Genomic DNA, 20,514 nt, shown 5'->3' with positions numbered 1-20,514 from the left:
ATATACTAAAATTAAATATTGGCATCATTAAGACCCGGTAATTCTGATTATGCTGATATAAGTTTCAGTGTTTCTTTTCTGTTAATTTTACCACTGCTGGTCATTACAAAATTGGGCAGCGTATGAATAGATCTGGGTACCTCAAACTTTTCCAGGTCTTCAATCAATCTAATCTTAGCAAACAGTTGCTCAGGTTCCGGATCGCCTTCTACTACCAATACTAACTTCTCCCCAAGTGATTCATCTGGTTCACCGGCTACAAAAAATCTTCCGGCGCAGAATGACTCTAGCTTTGCTTCAATTTTTTCGGGATGCAATTTCACCCCTCCGGAGTTGACAACGTTATCTATCCTGCCCAGCCAGTTAAATTCTGCATCAGAAACAATAGTTACCATATCATTGGTAATTAATTCTTCAACACCAATTTGGGGAGCCTTTATCAGCAAACACTTACGTTGGTCTGTAGCGATCGCAATATGGTTCAAGGTTTTAAAGTTCTTCTGACTGTGACCCCCACTGAGCTTTCTCATGGCAATATGCGAAATGGTCTCTGTCATCCCAAATGTTTCATAGATGTCATTGGCCTTATCAATTATCAAATTCTTTAAGGTCTCAGAAATAGCTGCGCCCCCTACAATTAGTTTTTGGACCCTCTCAATTTCACCGATATCATTTTTGAGCTGGTTAGGGACCATAGCGGCAAAATTGAACTGTTTTGCGGTGTTTTTAAGAGGAGAGGATGACGGGATAATATAATGCAGATCTAAACCCAGGACCAGGGCCCTGACCATCATCATTTTCCCTGCAATATAGCTCATCGGCAAACACAATAAAGCCGTATCATTGGCTTTTAGCCCCAGATAGTCTCCTGTTGCTATTGCCGAATTCTTCATATGTTTTTTGTGCAGACGAACTACTTTGGGTGGCCCTGTAGAGCCGGAAGTGCTAACCTGCAAGGTATCTGAAGCTGAAAGCCAGTCTAATAGGAAATCTCCAACCTCTATCTCATGATCCTGTCCTTCCTTTACAAGGCTGTACGCCACCTCATTTAGTTCTTCAGCAGAATAGGAGATTCCGTTTAATCTGAAAGAAGGATGGATATTATTCGATGAGTCTTTCATTTGAGTCTGATTCTGCAATGGCTTCTACTTTCAGGACTTTGCCAGTTAATCTTTCCTTCCAATTGCTCCACCCATATTTCCTGGCCATGATTAAAAGTAAAATAGGATAAATTACCAATACAGGAAGAAAAACATCCCACCCCAATGCGGGCTCCGATATGTCTCTATATACAGAATGGGTCTGGAAAGCCGTCCAATCTGCTGTGACCAAAAGCGCAGCGGTTAAATTATTGGCAGCATGAAAGCCCAAAGCAAGTTCCAGGCCTTTGTCCATTAAAGTTAGAATACCAAGAAAAAGGCCGGTTCCCATATAGAAGACCATGATGCCATATCCCAACTTCTCTACTTCCGGATTTAGTATATGAAGAATGCCAAACAGGAAAGATGTAAACAGCAATGGCACCCATCTATTCCCAACTGCCACTCCAATGCCCTGCATCAGGTATCCACGCATAAAATACTCTTCAAAACTTGTTTGCAATGGGATGAATATAACGGCGATAACGAATAAGGTCAGAAAAGGCAGTAGTTGAAAATTCCACTCGTAATTTTGGGGGGACAAAGCTATATCTATGCCAATGAAAATAATAGAAACAACACTCCATAATCCGAAAGCAAAAAATATTCTCTTCCAATCTGTTTTCTTCCTGGCTGTTGTTAAAGTTTTCCAGTCTTGTTTATGAAGAAATTTAACCGTTAAGAACAACACAAAAAGGGCAACAACAAATGTCAGCAACATTAAAAACAGAAATAAATTTGACCCCAGAAGATCGGACATCCCTCCTAAATCGGACGGCATGCTCCCTGATTTAACAGACTTGGCTACCAATATGGCCAGGAGAGGAATTGCCCCAATAAATTGCCATCCTATTAGTACGAATAAAAATCCTACCAAATACCTCCATCCTTCATGAAGCGCTTTAAAACCTTGTTCTATATACATAGTTGTTCTATTAAATTATCTTGCCAGCTAGCAGCCGAATTGTAAAATAGCGTTCCGTCAGCAACATTTAAGGGACTCTCAAAATTATTATCAAACAAACTACCGGTGCCTAGGCCCTGTGGCAATTTATTTCCAAGAGAATATGTCCATTGTGCAATGGCATTAAGTCCAATATTGCTTTCCAAAGCACTGGTTACCCACCAGTCAATGTCAAATTTAGCGGCCAAGTTAATCCAATCCCTGCAGCCGGCAAAACCGCCAACCAGACTAGGTTTTAAAATTATGTACTGTGGCCTTATGGTTTGTAACACTTTTTCTTTAGATGTTACATCAAAAACACCAATAAGTTCTTCATCCAGGGCAATGGGGAGTGGAGTTAACCCGCATAGCTCCTTCATGTCATCTATGTTTCCTGCTTTAATTGGCTGCTCTATGGAATGTAAATCGTATTGGGCCAAAATCTTCAGTTTATCCAGCGCTTCATCCGTCTTAAACGCCCCATTGGCATCTACTCTTATGGTTATTTCATCAGAAGAGTACTGCTTCCTGATAGCGGCCAACAATTTAATTTCCTGACTAAAATCTAGCGCTCCGATCTTTAGTTTAAGACAACTAAATCCCTGTTCTATTTTTTTGCCAATCTGCTCCTGCATATAGGCCTCTGTTCCCATCCAGATCAGGCCATTAATTTCTATTCCTGCTTTTTTCTTTGTGAAATCTGAATCGATTAAAATAAACGGATCTTCAGACTGCAGTGACAAAAAGGCCTGTTCAATACCAAATTGGATACTTGGAAAGTCTGTTAAGGCGCTCAATAATTTGGCCGGTCCTAATTGAATATTTGCACAAACCCATTTAAGCTTGTCTTCATATTCAGGGCAATCATCTGCGCTAAGACCACGGAAAATAGCACATTCGCCTATACCAGATTTTGATCTGTCTTTCAGAACTAAAAACCATGTCTCTTTTTGGGTAAGTATGCCTCTTGATGTTCCCCCGGGAACTTTAAAATCCAGTATGTATTTTCTATACGACGCTTTCATGCTGATTGCGATCAAATTTAAGTATATTTTACCTCTTAAATTATGCATATGACACAATTTGCGAACAAAGTAGTTTGGGTTACCGGCGCATCTTCCGGCATAGGGGAAGCACTTGCCTATGAACTCAATAAATATGGAAGTAGAATTATTATATCTTCCCGAAATGCCACTGCTCTTGAAGAGGTAAAATCCAAGTGCCAGTTTCCAGAAAATGTAAGGGTGCTGCCCCTGGATCTGTCTGAACACTCCAAAATGCCAAAGATTGTGGAGAGCGCGATTCAATTGTTTTCGCGGATTGATATCCTGGTAAATAATGCTGGTATAAGTCAGAGGTCTTACATCATTGACACAAAATTTGAAGTTTTTAAGAAATTGGTAGACATCAACTACTTGGGTACGGTTGCACTCTCTAATGCCATACTACCTCATTTTTTAGCCAATAAGAGCGGCCATTACGTTGTAGTCACCAGTTTAATGGGAAAATTTGGTTCTCCCTTGCGTTCTGGCTATTGCGGTGCAAAACACGCCTTGCATGGCTTTTTTGATGTTATGAGGATGGAACACCAGAAACACGGGATAGATGTTACGCTTATCTGCCCGGGATTTGTTCGGACCAATGTAGCAATAAATGCCTTTATTGGAGATGGAAGTTTAAAGAAAGTAAACGACCCGGGTACCGCTAATGGCTTACCCCCTGAGGATTTTGCGAGAAAAATGCTCAAAGCAATAGCCAAAAAAAAATATGAGGCTTATATAGGTAGAAAAGAAATTAAAGGGGTGTATCTAAAGCGTTTTTTTCCCAAATTACTTCACAAAGTAGTTTTAAGAAGTCAGGTAGTATAACTATACCACCAATGACGCTCCTATGGGTAAAAGATGAAGCGTCTTACCTGCATTTTCAAAACTCTTAACGGCAAGTTTATGATCTATCTCAATATACCCGAAAGTGTCATAATGGTAGCCCAGGATGTTATCGCATTGTATGAAATCGGAAGCAATCACTGCATCCTCAATTCCCATTGTAAAATTATCTCCTATTGGCAAAATGGCAAGATCTAACTTAAAGGTCATGGGAATCAGTTTCATATCCATGGTAAGCGCAGTATCTCCTGCTATATAAACCTGTTTTTCTTCGGTACTTATTATAAATCCACCCGGTTGTCCGCCATAAGACCCATCTGGAAAGGAAGAAGTATGAATGGCATTGGTGTACCGAAGTGTACCAAAATCAAAAGACCAATTGCCACCATGATTCATTGGATGTACATTAATACCTTTAGTCTGGTAATGGGTAGCGATTTCATAATTACTAACAATGGTAGCTCCAGATCTTTTCGCAATACTTTCGGCATCCAGAATATGATCCTGATGTGCATGAGTTAGTAGTATATAGTCAGGATGTAATGCATTAACATCAATGATATTAGCAGCTTTTTCGTTCCCGCTAATAAATGGATCTACAAGTAGTCTGGATTCTCCAATGGTAATAAGGAGAGAAGCGTGGCCTAAAAATTTAATTTCCATAAAGCAACTATTGGTTGCTCTAATTTATTTAAAATTAAACCAAAAACGAACTCCTTCAGAAGTTTTATCAATATTGAGGGTAGATTGGAGCTGATTCACAAGACGGTTCATTAAACGTATTCCCATTGAAGAACCTGCACGTTCTTCTGAATCTTCAGGGAGGCCAATACCATTATCGGTATACTCAAAGAAACCGTGTTCCCCATTCTTCCTTAAATGGATATAAATTTTACCATCATCATTTTCTTCTGGAAATGCATACTTAAAAGAATTAGAAACCAATTCGTTGAGTATTAGACCAAATGGGATGGCCCTGTCTATATCTAACTCTACCCCTTCTGCATCGATGGTGATATTAATATTATGTCCGCCTTTCTTAAATACGGATTGGACACTGTTGATCAGACTCTCTATATACCCCTGCATTTCAATAACAGAAAGGTCGTCGTTCTGATATAGTTTTTGATGAATCAGTGCCATGGCCTTCACCCTGGTTTTTCCTTCTTCAAGGGCTTCTATGGCTGCCTTACTGCGTGTATTCTTAGTTTGCAGGCTAAGGAGGCTCGATACCATTTGAAGGTTATTCTTTACTCTGTGATGAATTTCCTTGAGCAGCGAATCTTTCTCTACCAGAGAATTTTCAATAATGTGTTTCTGCTCCGCAATAAGACGTTGGTTTTTAATACTTTTTAAATAAGCATATACAAGGCCTGCAAAACCCAGTAAGGTAAAAATAAGTGATATAAATACCAGGTTTATTCGCTCATCCTTAGCCTGCATTTCTATATCCTTTATTTCCATTTCCATTCTCTTTTTATCCAGAGATCGTCTTACATCTTCTACCTCGTATTGTGCGACAATTGTTGCGAGCTGTTGTTTTTTTAAAGAAGTATCTGTTTTATCTATTGAATCATTAATACGCATGTTCTTTTGAAGAAAGAAGGTGGCATTCTTATAATCCTGGATCCCGTCGTAATACATAGACAGTAATCTGTTTCTCTTGTAGATATGGTCTGTTTTGACCAGGTTTAAGTCGGTATCCAAATACTCCTTGGCCTTCTCAATATTCCCTAATTTTAAATGGGATTCTGAAAGTGCCAGGGTAAATTCTATAACATCGATAGAATATATTCCTATTTTATTCTCGCGAATTATGGCGATCCCGTTTTCCAAATACGGTAATGCTTCCTCGTATTTACGCAATTGAATATTGGCCTGACCAATATTGCCTTGAATAATACCTCTTAACAGATTGGCATCTGTTATATTTTTTTCAGTTTTGACTTTTGTCAGATCATTTAAATAGATATCTACATAGCCCTTAGCTTTATTAAAACTTGTCAGGGCCACAGATGCAGAGCCATCTAACAAAAGGAACTTACCAATGTTATTATTATATACTCCCAGGCCAAAAAGATCTCCGTCATCGGTGGTCTTTTTCATTTCCATGATGTAGTCGTTCATGGCGTCTCTATGTAACCCCAGGTTAGAATAAATATCATAGAAAGTAATTTTCTCGGTCAGCCCCAAATCTCGTTTCTCCTGCCTGATCTCCACCTGTTTATCGTAGAATTCGAGTTGTTCATAATTATTATCGATCAGATCTAATAAGATTTCTTTGGTGGGAAGGTCTAATAGACTTTTGGTGGTATACAAGTCCCTGGCAATAGCTATACTCTTATCATAATCCCCAAGATCAAAATATATCTGGGATTGCATGAGTTTATAATTGTGAATATCCGCCTCTTCTTCCTCCTTTTCCGCATTTACCAGTAATCTGTTTACCTCATCTAACCAATCATAAGCAGAATTCTCGCTATAGCGGTTTACAGTGGTAAAGAAGAACTGAAATTTTTCAGAAGAACCGTAGGTTCCTTTAAAACTCCTCAACAGATTCTGCTCCGAACTTTCAAGACTTTGGGAGAAAGATACTGTTGCGTTTAAAAGAAATACTAAGAATAAAAAATTGCCAAGCGACTTTGCCATAACATGCCAAAAAAATCTATTTAATCATTTTCAAACGACGATTCTCCCTTATAAAATCCAGGAGGTCGCCTCAGTTTTACATGCACTAATAAAACGGCGAGCTATCTCAATTGTTGTCATTAGAAATTAATATGTGGTGAACGATTAAATTTGCATCTTTCCCACCAAATTTCCGTACAACGGTTACGCCGCATTGTTAATATTACCATACAATTTCGGACGTTCTAGTGTTCTTTCTGAAAACTGTCGATTTAATGCGGGTCATAATTAATATTCTGCATTATGGCCAGCCGTAAACTACCTGTTAACTCCTGGTTAACCGCTAAAAAAATGATGAGATTTGGGTTGTTTCAAAAGTAGTGAGTAGAATAGTTGTTTTGTGAATATTGTTGTGTAAGTGCCAATTTCTGTTGTGAAAGCAAGTTTATAAGACATAAAGTGCATTTCATCGATGATTTTGACTTTTCATGGAATTTTTCATTATCGCCATTTTTCCCTTTTATCCTGAATTCGGTAAGATCTTCTGACGACAGATATAAATTAAAAAGAGCCCTATCGTTTTTGACAGGACTCTTTTACGAGAACACTATATGAAAATGAAAAATTATAATCGCTTTAACTACAGTGCTAAAGTAGTTTGCAATAAATGTTCTAACAATAAAATGTTGTGTATGGGCTAAAAGTTGTGGTCAATTAAACCCCAAGATATTTACAGCCTACAAGGTAGTATTGCTTTGCTTGTTGTAGAAAGTCAAAGAAAGTATAATGGCAATTAGGAGTTCATTGCAGAAATTATAAACTCTTTAAAGTCCTTGGATATTGGGATCAAGGTATTGTTAATCATTATATCCTTTGAGTTTATGGCATCAATATGGTCTACATTAACGATGTACGACTTATGCGCGCGGTAGAATTTATTTTTTGGAAGCTTCCCAAGGTAGTCTTTCAATGGGGAACGGACCAGGAACTTTTTGTCTACCGTGTTAACTTCCAGATATACATTATCCGCTTTTATGAATTGAATATCTCCAAACTGAATTCGATAATACAGATGTTGCTTCTTTACAAAAATAGAATCCTTTAATACCGAATTAGAGACTATCTTTTCTTCTCCCATATCAGGCGCTGCTGCTCCACCGGACTTCTTAGAAAAATCAAAATTAGAAAGTGCAATTTCTATGGAAGTATATAAGTCTTGCTGTTCAAATGGTTTAACCAAATACCCGTTTGGTTTCACGGTCTTGGCATTTTCTACCGTTGCTCTGTCAGAATTGGAGGTAACGAAAATAAAAGGAATGTTGTAGTTCTCTCTGATATGTTTTCCTAAATCGATCCCCGTTTTATCGGAAGCCAGAATTATGTCTATTAGAACCAGGTCTACCTCATTGTTTTTTAATACTTCTTCGGCTTGTTCGTAAACAATGACATTGTCTACAATTACATAGCCAATTTCCTCAAGCATAGATTGCATGTCATCAGCAATTATAACATTATCTTCTACTATAAGAATCCTGATAGGTTGTTCCAAAGCGGGTGTGGTTTTAGGAGTTTCTGTCCCTTCAAATTTACAAAAAATTATTATAACCAATATAAAAGAGCAAGGCCAGCAAAAATGTACTCAAGGCAAGTTTCTTAAGCTCCGGATCAAACAAAACCGGATCTTTAATGGAATAAACCGTTCTAAAATGCAGTAAAATTGGTAGATATGCCAAAAAACAAATCGCATTGCTCCACGAGTTATATTCTGTAAAAACAAAGTAAAACAGACTCACAAATGAAATAATCAAAAGAAGGTAATGGTACACTTTCCCATTCTTTAGTCCCAGTTTTACAATTAATGTATTTTTTTTTGCTCTTTTATCAGATTCAAGATCGCGCAGGTTATTCAGATTAAGAACCGCTGTACTCAATAATCCAATAGTAATGGCAGGAAATACGGCTTTGTACTCCAAAAAACTGGTGAAGAGAAACAGGGTTCCCAGCACCGCTACAAGACCAAAAAAAATAAATACAAATACATCTCCCAGGCCTTTATATCCATAAGCTCCTTCCCCAACAGTATATCGGACTGCAGCCCATAAACTGGCTGCTCCCAAGGCCATAAACACAAAAATATAGTTTAGATTTTCTATTCCAAATGCTGTGTAAAGCAGAGCCATAACCAGCACCAGGTTGATGACAATAGAGTAAATAATCCCTTTTTTAAGTTGCCTTCTATCCAGAATGCCACTCTGCAAGGCTCTGGCAGGACCTATCCTGTCTTCATTATCAGTGCCTTTAACCCCGTCACCATAGTCATTGGCAAAGTTGGAGGTAATTTGGAAACCTATTGTAGTTAAAAGAGCAAGAATAAGTACCGTAGTATTATGGTACCCATGAAAATTGGCAAGAGCCGTACCAACAAGAATTCCTGAAACTGAAAGTGGAAGTGTGCGCAATCTGGCCGCACTTAGCCAGGCTCTAAAACTCGACAAAATTAATAAGGATCTTCAATTTTCAGACGCTTGCCATCCTTATAAGAAGCTACAAATGCATCCCTGAATCCCATATCAACCAATTCTTTTCTAAATTTTTGGGCCTCCTGGAGGGTGCCAAAATTCCCTAATGAGTAAGAATAAAAAGGATTAGTCTTTACGAACATGGTGTTGGTCAAAGCTTCTGAAGCAAGGGTTACGTTATTATCGACAAAGGATTTTATTTGAACAGAGTAAATTTTTTCCTTTTCCAAAAAGTTCTTTGCAAGGTAAAATTCCTTAACAAGGCTCAACTCTTCGTTTTGCTGACTAAGATTATTAATACGCGTCTTAACCGCATCTAGACTATCTATGGAAACCAATAAATTCTGGTTATCCAAACTTTTGGAACTGCTCAGCCCTGCCGTAAAAGAAAATAATGCCAGGGTCCCTATTAGGAAAAGTGTAGTAAAACCAGCAAGAATATTTCGCTGAAGTTTACTTCTCTTTAGTTCCTTGTTTTTAAATTTTATTTGATCTAATAAACGCTCATTAATTATCTGAGCCTTATCGATATCTTTATGCAATTCAAGTAAATCGCTTTCCTCAATAAATGGCATATGTCTTTAGGTTTAGGGGTCTTATGGCATAAATGTACTTAAAATCCTTATAATCCGCAAGGTATGAAGTTTTGCAACCAAAATATGGTTTTTTGATGTAGATTTTAAATAACTTAGATTTTATAAATGCCATCTTCCTTTATTTCAATTCTTCTTTGTTTGTACAGGCTACCTATTGCTCGTTTAAAGGTCTTCTTACTCATCTGAAACATTGCCATAATATCCTGGGGAGATGATTTATCATGAATATTCAATACCCCGCCTTCTTCCAATAGTCTGTCGTAAATTTGTGTGGCTGCCGGATCTAGTTTAACCAGCCCAATAGGCTGCAAGGTTATATCTAGCTTTCCATCGGGTCTTACGTTCTTTACAAATCCCGCTAGCCTGTCGCCTACTTTAATCTGCTGAAAAACTTCATTGCTAAAAACCAACCCTTTGAACTGATTGTCTACAATTACATCCCACCCCAAATCCGACTTTCTGGATACCAACAACTGCACTTCATCATTAACGCGATACTTGGGATGATCTTTACTTAGGAATCTATTTACTCTTGCTGATGCAACCAGCCGAAACGATTTCTCATCCAGATAACAATAAACTACGTACCACTCTCCCGGATTCATTCTTATGCGCTGCTCACGAAATGGGACCAAAAGGTGCTTTTCTAATCCCCAATCCATAAATGCGCCATATTCATTAACCTCGGCAACCCTGATAAAACCAAATTCGTCTCTTTTTATGAAAGGGTCTAAAGTAGTTGCTATTGGTCTTTCTTCATGATCCAGATAACAAAATACCCTGATTTCATCACCTATCTCAAAATCTGTTGGAGCGTACTTATTAGGGAGCAGTAAATCATCCACATCATCATCTCCAAGGAACAATCCTACGCTGGTACCCCTGAGAATTTTAAGGGTGTTATAATTGCCAAGTTCTATCATGAATCAAAGGTACGTCATATAGCGGCAATTGTAAATTTAATACCCCTTAAAATGACTTCAGTGAAGATAGGTCAACAGGCCAGTAGCAGTAATAAATGACAGCAGGCATAAAAAAACCCTGAAACCAATACGATTCAGTTTCAGGGTAATTTAAATTTCCTGTTGGTCTAATTGTAAACCGACTCTTTATTAAAATGTTTGGCCAACATATAATATACCACGGCACGATATTTATTTCTTTCAGAAACGCCATAGGTATTCAAGACACTTCTGACAGCTTCCATGAGGCCGGGATCATCAGAAAGCCCTAATTTCTTGATCAGAAAATTATTCTTTACTGTCTGTAATTCGGAATCGTCTGAGCCCGATACTTTTGAAGAATCCATATTGTATATGGATGGCCCTAATCCGATGGTTACTTTGGTAAGTAAATCCATGTCTGGTGACTCGCCAAATTTCGCTTTAATGTCTTTGGCATAAAGCGCAATTAAATCATCTCTTTTACTGCTCATAATGGTAGTGTTACTAGTTAAATAGTTAATTACGCCCTAAGATATAAAATCAAAATAGTTAAGCAAAATTTCATCATTTTTGACCCTTGGTGTTCTTATTTCCAACAGTTTAGGACGAGAAGATGGTTCATAAAATTGTGCCAGACTACTATTAAGATTTACAACATCATCAGCCAGGCTGTATTCCAGATCATAAAATGCACAGAGTCTTTCTATCTTAAGATCGTGTACCGTTTCAAAATACTTTTCAAAATGGGCAGTGGCTCCTTTCCCCGGTAATATTCTAAAAATACCCCCTCCTCCATTATTGATTACAATTACTCTGAAATCCGGGCGTATATAATCATTCCAGAAACCATTACTATCATAAAAAAAACTCAGATCGCCCGTGAGCAATAGCGTAGGGTTCTCATTGTAAAGAGCCGCCCCAATCGCTGTGGAAGTACTCCCATCTATCCCGCTGGTTCCTCTGTTGCTGAAGACCCTTAATGAAGGGTGTACATCAAAAAGTTGGGTATATCTTACTGTTGAACTATTTGCCAACTGCAATTGATACCCCAGGGGAATCTGTTTCATGATAGTAGCAAAAGCCAACATATCTGTAAACGGGATTTCATCTAAATAACGCTTCCGCATTGCAACATAATGGTCTTTTATACCGGCCCAATAATTATAATAATCACTCTGTCTGACCGAGGGATTTTTTAATAGTTCTTTAAAGAAGAGCGACGTATCTTTTTTAAAATGATGACTAAGATTGAAGAAAGTATTAAACGCCTTTTTTGAGTCTACATGCCAGTGATGTTCAGGTGGGTACGCTCTTAAAAAAGCCTTTACTTTTTTAGATACTATCATACCTCCAAATGTTAGTAAAACACTGGGCTGTAATTTCCTGAAATGCTCATCCCTATCCTCTTTCTTTTCTATTGGGGCGATAATGCTATCAATACTTGGGAAGAAAGTCGGGTGATGCAGATTGGATGTCGTTTCTGTAAATACCAGGACAGCATCATCTTTCGCTAATTTCTCTAATATTTGGGTGTCTATCTGTTCCGGATAATGTGTTCCTACCAGAATCATTTTTTTATCAGCTCTATTCCAGATTTCAATGAATTTCTGAATATCATCCGATGAGGAATCCTCTGATGTATTTGGATTGTCTAAGCTGGGAACTACCGTAGGAATTTTTAAAGTTTCATATAAGGGCTCTTCAAAGGGCACATTAATATGCACAGGAGTTCGATGCGATGTTGCAATGAGCAAAGCTTTATTTAATTCATCATCATTGAAATCCTGAACTTCTTGTTTACTTAGAGACTTTTCTTTACCAATTTCTAAATTAAATTCAGGATCCAGTTTAAGGTTAGCAGAATACCCTATATGATTCTTAAAGACATTTTCCTGCCTTATAGTTTGCCCATCTCCAATATCAATTTTATACTGTGGTCTGTCTGCCGAAATTACCACCAGGGGAATATCGCTGTAATACGCTTCTGAAATCGCCGGATAATAATTTAGTAATGCGCTTCCTGATGTACAAACGAGGATAACGGGACGTCTGATCTGCTGGGAAATTCCAAGAGCAAAAAAAGCTGCGCATCTTTCATCTACAATGCTATAGCAGCTGAAAAAGTCGTCTTCCGCAAAACCAATGGTCAATGGTGCATTCCTTGAACCAGGGGAAATTACAACGTCTTTAATACCTCTGGATTTGCAATGATAAACTACAGTTTGCGCAGAGGGGATACTGGAATACTTCATAGGTGTTACAAAAATACAACGGAAGCCCTAGCCTACCAATCAATCCTGGGAATTAAATAATGCCCGTCCCATAATCTCCATTTTGTCATGGGTTTCCAGCCACTCATTTTCCGGTATAGAATCTTTGGTGATGCCACCGCCAATATACAAATTGACCAACTCGTCCTGAACTTTCAAACAACGGAGGTTAACAAATAATTGAGTACTCATATTGCCTCCCATATTTAGTTCCCCTAAAAATCCACTATAGTACTCCCTGTCATATGATTCGTGCTCACTAACAAACCTCTGAGCTTCCAGTAAGGGAAGACCGCAAACCGCTGGGGTAGGATGAAGTGCTTCTATAACGGCTTCTAAGGAAATATTCTTCATATTTCCAGAGATTATTGATTTTAGGTGCCAAAGATTACCCGCCTTTACCGAAACAACATTGGACGCTTTTATACCGCTGATTAAAGTACCAAGAACATTTAGTATATATGAGGTAACCATGCCCTGCTCTTCTATCTCCTTACTCCCCCATTCAGGTAAATCATTTTCATTTACCCGCTTTGTACCTGCAAGAGACATAGTAGTTAACCTTCCATTGGAAATATTTAAAAAGGTTTCCGGGCTGGCTCCAGACCAAACTCCAACGGCCGGATGGAACCAGAGGTAACAAAAAGCCCTGGGGTATAGACTGAGGATCTCCTGAAATATAGCCAATGGGTCTGCTGAAACAGCTACCTCAACTTTCCGGGAAAGCACTACTTTCTTAATTCTTCCGGTGTTTATTTGTTTTAGGGCCTCTGAAATACGTTCGAGGTGTTTACTTTTTTCTGATGCATTTGAGCCATCCCATTTAAATGATTTTGTCTTTTCCCGGGGAGTAATATACTCTGCTATGATCTGCTCGTCTGGCGGTATTAGCACAGTTGTCCCATGACTATCAAAAGGTGCAAATACAAATCCTGAATCCTCGTATTTCGCAGTTGTGTGTAACTGATTATTGTTCTGAAATATTCCCAGCACTTTCGTTTCTTCGGGCTTTCTATAAAGAACAAAAGGGAGGCATTTCTGGTAATGGGCCTCAGCCTTCTTAAGGAGATCTAGAAACATTTTATTCTCTTGGTAGCGCAATTGTAGTTAGTTTGCAAAGGGAAATAAGCTGGCCTTCTTCATCCGTTATCTTTATTTCCCAAAGTTGGGTAGTTTTTCCTTTATGAAGAATAATGGCCTTGGCAAAAACATCACCTTCCTTGATACTCCTAACATGATTTGCAGAAATTTCTATACCACGAACATAAAATTTTTGCCCATCCAAAAACACATAAGATGCTGCACTACCTACACTTTCTGCCAAAGCTACTGTTGCTCCTCCATGTAAGACCCCGTCTGGTTGATGCACCTTAGAATTAACGGGCATCCTTGCCACCAAAAAATTCTCTCCTACATCTGTGAATTCCATTTCCAAAGTTTCCAAGAGGGTGTTCTTTCTGATATCATTACAAACTTTAAGTATCTTTTCCTTGTATTGGTTCATTTAGCTAAGTTTTGGGCAAAATTACACAAACGGGTAAAACTTCTGCCATTACATTATATTTGATTTATGAATACCAAGGAAAATCTTATTAGCTACACAAGCAATAACAGCTACTCTACACTAAATGAATTATCTGATAAAACTAAAAATGTCTGGATCGTTTTTCATGGTATTGGATATTTAAGCCGGTATTTTCTGAAATATTTTGATGAACTACCTGCAGAGGAAAATTACATTATTGCGCCTCAGGCCCCTTCAAAATACTATCTGAATAATGAATACAGGCATGTAGGAGCAAGCTGGCTCACCAAAGATGATACAGCTTCAGCCCTGGAGAATGTGCTCAATTATCTCGATACTCTTTATACCAATGAAACCATCCCTGATGATTGCAAGCTGATTATCCTGGGATACTCACAAGGCGTGTCTGTTGCGATGCGCTGGGTGGCAAAACGCAAGATAAGATGCCAGCAAATGGTTCTTTATGCCGGAGGTATCCCGGCTGAACTGGAATATGAAGATTTTGAATTCCTGCCCCCGTCAGTAAAAATAAAAGTAATAGTAGGTGATGCTGATGAATATTTAACGCCTGATCGTATGCAAATGGAAAAACAAAAAATTGAAACACTCTTTCCTAAAAATGCCGAACTGATTACTTTTACCGGGAAACATGAAATAAAAAAAGCATTAATCAATGAATTGGTATGAGTGAAGCGTCCTTTGTGCTTGAAAACGATTTTGCGCTTTTAAAGCCATTATCACTTGACAATTTTCATCATCTCTATGCAATAGCAGCCGAAGAAAAGCTGGTACAATATTCTCCAGCAGATATTGAGACCAGAGAGGGTCTGGCTAATTATGTTGAAAAGGCCTTAGAACAGCACAAAAACAAACAAGCCATCCCCTTTATTATTTACGATAAGAAAAATCAGAAGTTTGCAGGGAGCACCAGGTATATGCACATTGATTGGGGAAACAAAGTATTACATATTGGAGCTACCTGGATCGGCAGGGCTTTCCAAGGGAGTGGTCTGAACGATCAGATAAAGTTGCTGATGCTCAACCATGCATTTGGCCCTATGGGTTTTGAAAAAGTAGAATTCAGAATAGACGAACGTAATATTCGTTCCAGGAAAGCTGTAGAAAAACTTGGGGCAATATTAGAAGGTGTTTTAAGGGCCAACGTTTACCTATTGGATGGATATAAAAGAAATACTTGTTGCTATGGTATATTAAAACAGGAATGGATAGACAGAGCGGCAAACAGGCTCTGAAATTATTGGGATGCTATTCCGGCACGCTCCCAGGTTATAAGACCGGAAGCTGAAAGTCTTCTATTCATCTACCTCGGTTTCTTCAGGGTAATATGCTATTTTTCTTGTGGTAAAGGCGTTTTCAGGAGTAACTATCTTTTTCACCCAATTACCACTCTCTCCATTGTCAAATTGATATATAAACTCCTGCTCATTCGTTATGCCGTTGGCCTCGGTCAGTTTTCCAATTAGCCTGCCCATCTCGTCGTAATTATAACTGATCAATTGGTCTGGCGTAAACGATTTCTTTTGGTTATCGTAAACAAAATACTGTTGTGATAACAGCTTTCCCTGGGCGTCATAAGAATTCTCTATTGCTTTAACCGGAAGCCCTTCAAGGAATTCCTTTATAAGTTCAATTTTTTGCTTGTCGCTATTCTTCTTTTTATTATCGGATGTTCTTACAGATTTCTGGATAACGCCATTGAGGTAATGCGTAACCGTGTTTTCGCTTTTATAATTGGTATACTCTATAAGCGTCTCATCCAGTCCTTCATTATTAGACCTGATAACTTTTACCAGCCTGTCCTCTAAGTTGTACTGATACTCATATTTATCAATAAAATCTTCATCATAGGTTACTATTTTCTCTGTAATCTTCTTGGTAGATGTGGTATCTATATGGTATAAATGGGCCATAGATACAGACTTGTCAAATACCCCGTCTCTGTATATCTCATCTCTTCGTTCAGATAACTCTTCACCCTGATATTTGTAATAGGTAATATCATAATCCTGCTCATTAAAACTCGTAATAGATTTTGTGAGTAATCCTGCCTCATTAAATTCAAAAGTTTCCTTACCGTAAGGGGTAATAACCTGGCAAGACTTCACTTTTCCAGTCAATTCAAAATCCTGCACGGTAAAAATTCTCGGCGCCTGTGCTAAGCCCATAGCAGAGCACAGCAGAACAACTGCTGTTAAGAAAGATAAAATAACATTTTGGGGGTAATTTCTCTTCATATCTGTAAAATTAATGCATAACGTAAGAACCTAGAACAAATTGTGTGCCTAATTCAACAGAAAGACCCGCATTACCTAAATAGTAAGCGGGTCTAAATTATTAAAGGGAGCAGAATTACTTTACTTCCTCAAAGTCTACATCTTCTACATTATCTCCTTCCTGATCCCCATCCTTGGCTGCAGTTTCCTCTCCATTGGCTGACGATCCGGCCTGCTGGGCTTCTGCTTGTGCCTTGTACATTTCTTCAGAGGCTACTTTCCAGGCTTCATTTATTTTATCAAGAGCCGGAGCAATAACTTCTAAATCCTTGGTTTCATAAGCCGTCTTCAATTCGGCTAAGGCATCTTCTATAGGTTTCTTTTTATCATCCGATAATTTATCACCAAATTCGGAGAGTTGCTTTTCTGTCTGGAAAATCATTCCATCTGCCTCATTTAATTTGTCAGCAGTCTCCTTGGCTTTCTTATCCGCTTCGGCATTCGCCTCCGCTTCGGCCTTCATCTTTTCAATTTCCTCCTCCGTCAGACCAGAAGAAGCCTCAATCCTTATGTCCTGGGTCTTATTAGTTGCCTTATCTGTAGCGGATACTTTAATTATCCCATTGGCATCTATGTCAAATGTAACTTCAATCTGAGGTGTTCCCCTGGGTGCAGGTGGAATACCGTCTAAATGAAATCTTCCGATAGTCTTATTATCAGTTGCCATAGGCCTTTCTCCCTGAAGAACATGGATTTCTACAGAAGGCTGGTTATCAGCTGCTGTGGAAAATACCTGCGACTTCTTGGTAGGAATGGTAGTATTGGCATCTATCAACTTTGTAAGCACCCCTCCCATGGTCTCAATCCCAAGAGATAGAGGTGTCACATCCAATAGTAAAACATCTTTTACATCCCCGGTAAGTACACCTCCCTGAATAGCTGCACCAACAGCAACTACTTCATCGGGGTTTACACCTTTGGATGGTTTTTTACCAAAGAATTTCTCAACAGCTTCCTGTACGGCCGGAATTCTTGTAGAACCTCCCACCAGGATAATTTCGTCAATATCGCTTTTAGACAATCCGGCAGACTTCAGAGCAGTCTCACATGGCTCTATAGTTCGCTTTACCAAATCTGCAATTAATTGTTCAAATTTTGCCTTTGAAAGACTGCGCACCAGGTGCTTAGGACCTGAAGCCGTTGCAGTTACATAAGGTAAATTAATCTCTGTCTGGGCAGAGGAAGACAATTCTATTTTTGCCTTTTCTGCGGCTTCTCTTAAACGTTGCAAAGCCATTGCATCTTCACGCAGGTCTATCCCCTCATCTTTTTTAAACTCTTCTGCCAACCAGTCTATAACCTTTTGGTCTACATCGTCACCTCCTAAATGCGTATCACCATCGGTAGACAATACTTCAAATACTCCATCTCCAAGTTCAAGGATAGATACATCATGAGTTCCGCCACCAAAATCGAATACTACAATCTTCTGATCAATACTTTTCTTATCTAAACCATAAGCCAATGATGCAGCCGTAGGTTCATTGATAATCCGCTCTACTTTAAGTCCGGCAATTTCACCTGCCTCTTTGGTAGCCTGACGCTGAGCATCATTAAAATAAGCAGGTACGGTAATCACCGCGCTACTTACACTCTGCCCAAGATAGTCTTCTGCAGTCTTCTTCATCTTCTGGAGAATCATTGCAGACAATTCCTGAGGAGTATAAAGCCTTCCGTCAATATCAACTCTGGGCGTGTTATTATCTCCCTTTACTACATTATAAGGTACTCTATCTGCCTCCTTCTTAGATTCGGAAAATTTATTTCCCATAAATCTTTTTATGGAATATATGGTTTTGTGAGGGTTAGTAACCGCCTGTCTTTTGGCGGGGTCTCCCACTTTAATTTCACCGCCTTCAACAAACGCTATAACAGAAGGTGTAGTACGTTTTCCTTCTGCATTTGGAATTACAACGGGCTCGTTACCTTCCATTACAGAGACGCAGGAGTTGGTTGTTCCTAAGTCTATTCCAATAATTTTACTCATTTCTTATATTTTATATTAGTGCTTTCAATTTTATAATCATCGGTAGGTAAATGTCAAACAACATGCCAACGCTGCAAAACTGACAGGATGTCATTAATGTAGAATTAGAACAAATTTTATTTAATCAAATTTTCCCCTCCAGCCCTTTAAAACAAGATGATCCCATCTTATGCCAAGATAAAGTGCTATGCAATTTTTAGAATGTAAGAATATATCATTGTGCATAATGTCTATCTTTACTTTTATGGCCAATTTGGATAAACGAATAGAATGCATCAGCATTTTTGACATGCTTAAAATAGGGGTCGGACCATCCAGTTCACATACCCTGGGTCCCTGGCGTGCAGCAGAGCGCTTTATCTCGGAACTGAGAGCAAGGAATCTATTCCAAAAAGTTACTTCACTAAAAGTACATATGTATGGCTCCCTTTCACTTACCGGTAAGGGTCATGCCACAGATTATGCTGTTATGCTGGGTCTGGCAGGTGAAGATCCGGAGCTTGTTCCTGTAGATCACATACAAAAAATAGTTCGTCAAATTAAGGAAACCAAAACCCTGTTATTTGGTAAGGAAAGGGCTCTTGGTTTCGATCATAAATCCGACATACTATTCCACAGGAAATTTCTGCCATTTCATGCCAATGGGATGAAATTTGAAGCAATTCTTGAAAGTGGTCAAAAAAAATCGAACACCTATTATTCTATTGGCGGTGGATTTGTAGTTGTGGAAGATAGAAAGAATGCAAAACGTAATATCGCCAATTTTAATGAATTCCCCTGTCCAATAGCTAAAGGCACAGACTTATTGCATCACTGTCATCAACAAGCAAGATCTATCTCCGAAATCGTCTTACAAAACGAAAGAGCTTTAAGGACTGATACCGAAATTGACCATGAATTACATAGAATATGGGATACCATGTTAGAATGCATATATACAGGATGCCACACTGAAGGCATTTTACCAGGCGGTTTAAATGTCCGTCGACGTGCATATGATATGCATCAAAATTTAATAGGAGATCTCCCCTATGATACACCAGAAACCTGGTTGCAAACCATAAGAAAAACCGAGGTTAAGTTCAGGCAAATCCTGAAGTGGGTTAGTTGTTTCGCACTGAGTGTAAATGAGGTTAACGCCTCTTTGGGAAGGGTAGTAACTGCACCCACAAATGGTAGTGCCGGGGTAATTCCTGCTGTTTTGATGTATTATATGGTCATTGAAAATCACGATGCCAATTTTGAACATATTAAAAAGTTTCTACTTGTGGCAGGTGAAATTGGCAGCATCTTTAAAAAAGGGGCAACCATTTCTGCTGCAATGGGCGGTTGTCAGGCGGAAATTGGAGTATCCTCAGCAATGGCAGCGGCTGCGCTGACAGAACTACTAGGAGGTACTCCTGAACAAGTGCTGGTAGCCGCAGAAATTGCCATGGAACATCATCTGGGGCTCACATGCGATCCTATTGGAGGATTGGTTCAGGTGCCTTGTATAGAACGCAATTCGATGGGGGCCATAAAAGCTATAAATGCAGCGGAACTTGCATTAGACGCTGACCCAAAACACGCTAAGGTACCCCTGGATAAAGTGGTGGATACCATGTGGGAAACCGCCAAAGACATGAATGCCAAATATAAGGAGACCTCTGAAGGCGGCCTTGCCGTTGGGGTATTTCTAAGTGATTGTTAATTTCATATCTCTTTTAATGCGCATACGATTAAAATTTTATTCTTAGTCCGAATTTTTCTTACATTTATTACCTAACCAATCAGAAAAAGATAA

19 protein-coding genes are annotated in these 20,514 nt (G+C 38.8%); 4 read left to right on the top strand and 15 right to left on the bottom strand.

Annotation, left to right across the window (positions count from 1 at the left end):
• Positions 1 to 47: 47 nt before the first annotated feature.
• From J1G40_RS10190 to J1G40_RS10180, 3 genes are read right to left on the bottom strand one after another with little or no spacing between them, the layout of a single operon-like run.
• Positions 48 to 1,121, bottom strand: a complete 1,074-nt coding sequence (locus tag J1G40_RS10190; RefSeq protein WP_265242527.1) for an AMP-binding protein — start codon at positions 1,119 to 1,121, stop codon at positions 48 to 50.
• Entirely contained in the window at positions 1,102 to 2,064 is a 963-nt protein-coding gene (locus tag J1G40_RS10185) for a CPBP family intramembrane glutamic endopeptidase (protein WP_265242526.1), read from the bottom strand. The genes J1G40_RS10190 and J1G40_RS10185 overlap by 20 nt, the downstream gene beginning before the upstream one ends.
• Complete coding sequence (locus J1G40_RS10180; protein ID WP_265242525.1) at positions 2,055 to 3,107, bottom strand: o-succinylbenzoate synthase; 1,053 nt, start codon at positions 3,105 to 3,107, stop codon at positions 2,055 to 2,057. The genes J1G40_RS10185 and J1G40_RS10180 overlap by 10 nt, the downstream gene beginning before the upstream one ends.
• Positions 3,108 to 3,155: 48 nt before the next feature.
• Here J1G40_RS10180 and J1G40_RS10175 point away from each other — a divergent pair, with 48 nt between their 5' ends.
• Positions 3,156 to 3,950 (top strand): SDR family oxidoreductase, encoded by a 795-nt coding sequence (locus J1G40_RS10175; RefSeq protein ID WP_265242524.1) that lies wholly within the window; start codon positions 3,156 to 3,158, stop codon positions 3,948 to 3,950.
• On the opposite strand, the gene J1G40_RS10170 is transcribed toward J1G40_RS10175, so the two are convergent.
• The 10 genes from J1G40_RS10170 to J1G40_RS10125 form a co-directional block, all read right to left on the bottom strand.
• Complete coding sequence (locus tag J1G40_RS10170; RefSeq protein WP_265242523.1) at positions 3,951 to 4,631, bottom strand: metal-dependent hydrolase; 681 nt, start codon at positions 4,629 to 4,631, stop codon at positions 3,951 to 3,953.
• A 24-nt stretch (positions 4,632 to 4,655) separates the two neighbouring features.
• A complete protein-coding gene (locus tag J1G40_RS10165; RefSeq protein WP_265242522.1) occupies positions 4,656 to 6,617 on the bottom strand; it encodes a sensor histidine kinase in 1,962 nt (653 codons plus the stop codon).
• A gap of 772 nt (positions 6,618 to 7,389) precedes the next feature.
• Complete coding sequence (locus J1G40_RS10160) at positions 7,390 to 8,145, bottom strand: LytR/AlgR family response regulator transcription factor (RefSeq protein WP_265242521.1); 756 nt, start codon at positions 8,143 to 8,145, stop codon at positions 7,390 to 7,392.
• 37 nt (positions 8,146 to 8,182) lie between these two features.
• Entirely contained in the window at positions 8,183 to 9,091 is a 909-nt protein-coding gene (gene menA / locus J1G40_RS10155) for a 1,4-dihydroxy-2-naphthoate octaprenyltransferase (protein ID WP_265242520.1), read from the bottom strand.
• A gap of 2 nt (positions 9,092 to 9,093) precedes the next feature.
• Complete coding sequence (locus J1G40_RS10150) at positions 9,094 to 9,690, bottom strand: SPOR domain-containing protein (RefSeq protein WP_265242519.1); 597 nt, start codon at positions 9,688 to 9,690, stop codon at positions 9,094 to 9,096.
• 113 nt (positions 9,691 to 9,803) lie between these two features.
• Positions 9,804 to 10,634: a S1 RNA-binding domain-containing protein gene (locus tag J1G40_RS10145; protein ID WP_265242518.1), complete on the bottom strand. Its 831-nt coding sequence runs from the start codon at positions 10,632 to 10,634 to the stop codon at positions 9,804 to 9,806.
• Between the two features lie 167 nt (positions 10,635 to 10,801).
• On the bottom strand, positions 10,802 to 11,146 hold the full coding sequence (locus J1G40_RS10140) for a DUF2853 family protein (protein WP_265242517.1): 345 nt from the start codon (positions 11,144 to 11,146) through the stop codon (positions 10,802 to 10,804).
• 36 nt (positions 11,147 to 11,182) lie between these two features.
• The gene (menD, locus tag J1G40_RS10135; RefSeq protein ID WP_265242516.1) at positions 11,183 to 12,907 is read right to left on the bottom strand and encodes a 2-succinyl-5-enolpyruvyl-6-hydroxy-3-cyclohexene-1-carboxylic-acid synthase; all 1,725 of its coding nucleotides are present in this window, start codon (positions 12,905 to 12,907) and stop codon (positions 11,183 to 11,185) included.
• Positions 12,908 to 12,946: 39 nt separating this feature from the next.
• Positions 12,947 to 14,005 (bottom strand): chorismate-binding protein, encoded by a 1,059-nt coding sequence (locus J1G40_RS10130; protein WP_265242515.1) that lies wholly within the window; start codon positions 14,003 to 14,005, stop codon positions 12,947 to 12,949.
• Position 14,006: 1 nt separating this feature from the next.
• Positions 14,007 to 14,429 (bottom strand): PaaI family thioesterase, encoded by a 423-nt coding sequence (locus J1G40_RS10125; protein WP_265242514.1) that lies wholly within the window; start codon positions 14,427 to 14,429, stop codon positions 14,007 to 14,009.
• A 66-nt stretch (positions 14,430 to 14,495) separates the two neighbouring features.
• On the opposite strand from J1G40_RS10125, the gene J1G40_RS10120 reads away from it, so the two are divergent.
• Positions 14,496 to 15,137, top strand: coding sequence for an alpha/beta hydrolase (locus J1G40_RS10120; RefSeq protein ID WP_265242513.1), 642 nt, complete (start codon positions 14,496 to 14,498; stop codon positions 15,135 to 15,137).
• The gene (locus J1G40_RS10115) at positions 15,134 to 15,703 is read left to right on the top strand and encodes a GNAT family N-acetyltransferase (protein WP_265242512.1); all 570 of its coding nucleotides are present in this window, start codon (positions 15,134 to 15,136) and stop codon (positions 15,701 to 15,703) included. Before J1G40_RS10120 ends, J1G40_RS10115 begins: the two co-directional genes overlap by 4 nt.
• A 60-nt stretch (positions 15,704 to 15,763) precedes the next feature.
• Here the strand turns inward: J1G40_RS10115 and J1G40_RS10110 are convergent, their stop codons facing one another.
• Both J1G40_RS10110 and dnaK read right to left on the bottom strand, forming a co-directional pair.
• Entirely contained in the window at positions 15,764 to 16,705 is a 942-nt protein-coding gene (locus tag J1G40_RS10110) for a hypothetical protein (protein ID WP_265242511.1), read from the bottom strand.
• A 115-nt stretch (positions 16,706 to 16,820) separates the two neighbouring features.
• Positions 16,821 to 18,731, bottom strand: coding sequence for a molecular chaperone DnaK (gene dnaK / locus J1G40_RS10105; protein WP_265242510.1), 1,911 nt, complete (start codon positions 18,729 to 18,731; stop codon positions 16,821 to 16,823).
• Positions 18,732 to 18,996: 265 nt separating this feature from the next.
• On the opposite strand from dnaK, the gene J1G40_RS10100 reads away from it, so the two are divergent.
• On the top strand, positions 18,997 to 20,421 hold the full coding sequence (locus J1G40_RS10100; protein ID WP_265242653.1) for an L-serine ammonia-lyase: 1,425 nt from the start codon (positions 18,997 to 18,999) through the stop codon (positions 20,419 to 20,421).
• Positions 20,422 to 20,514: the final 93 nt, after the last annotated feature.

The organism is Muriicola sp. Z0-33 (assembly GCF_026126425.1).
Lineage (GTDB): Bacteria > Bacteroidota > Bacteroidia > Flavobacteriales > Flavobacteriaceae > JAFMPW01.
Note: the sequence above shows the minus strand (reverse complement) of the source record. Positions and strands in the feature narration are given on the sequence as shown.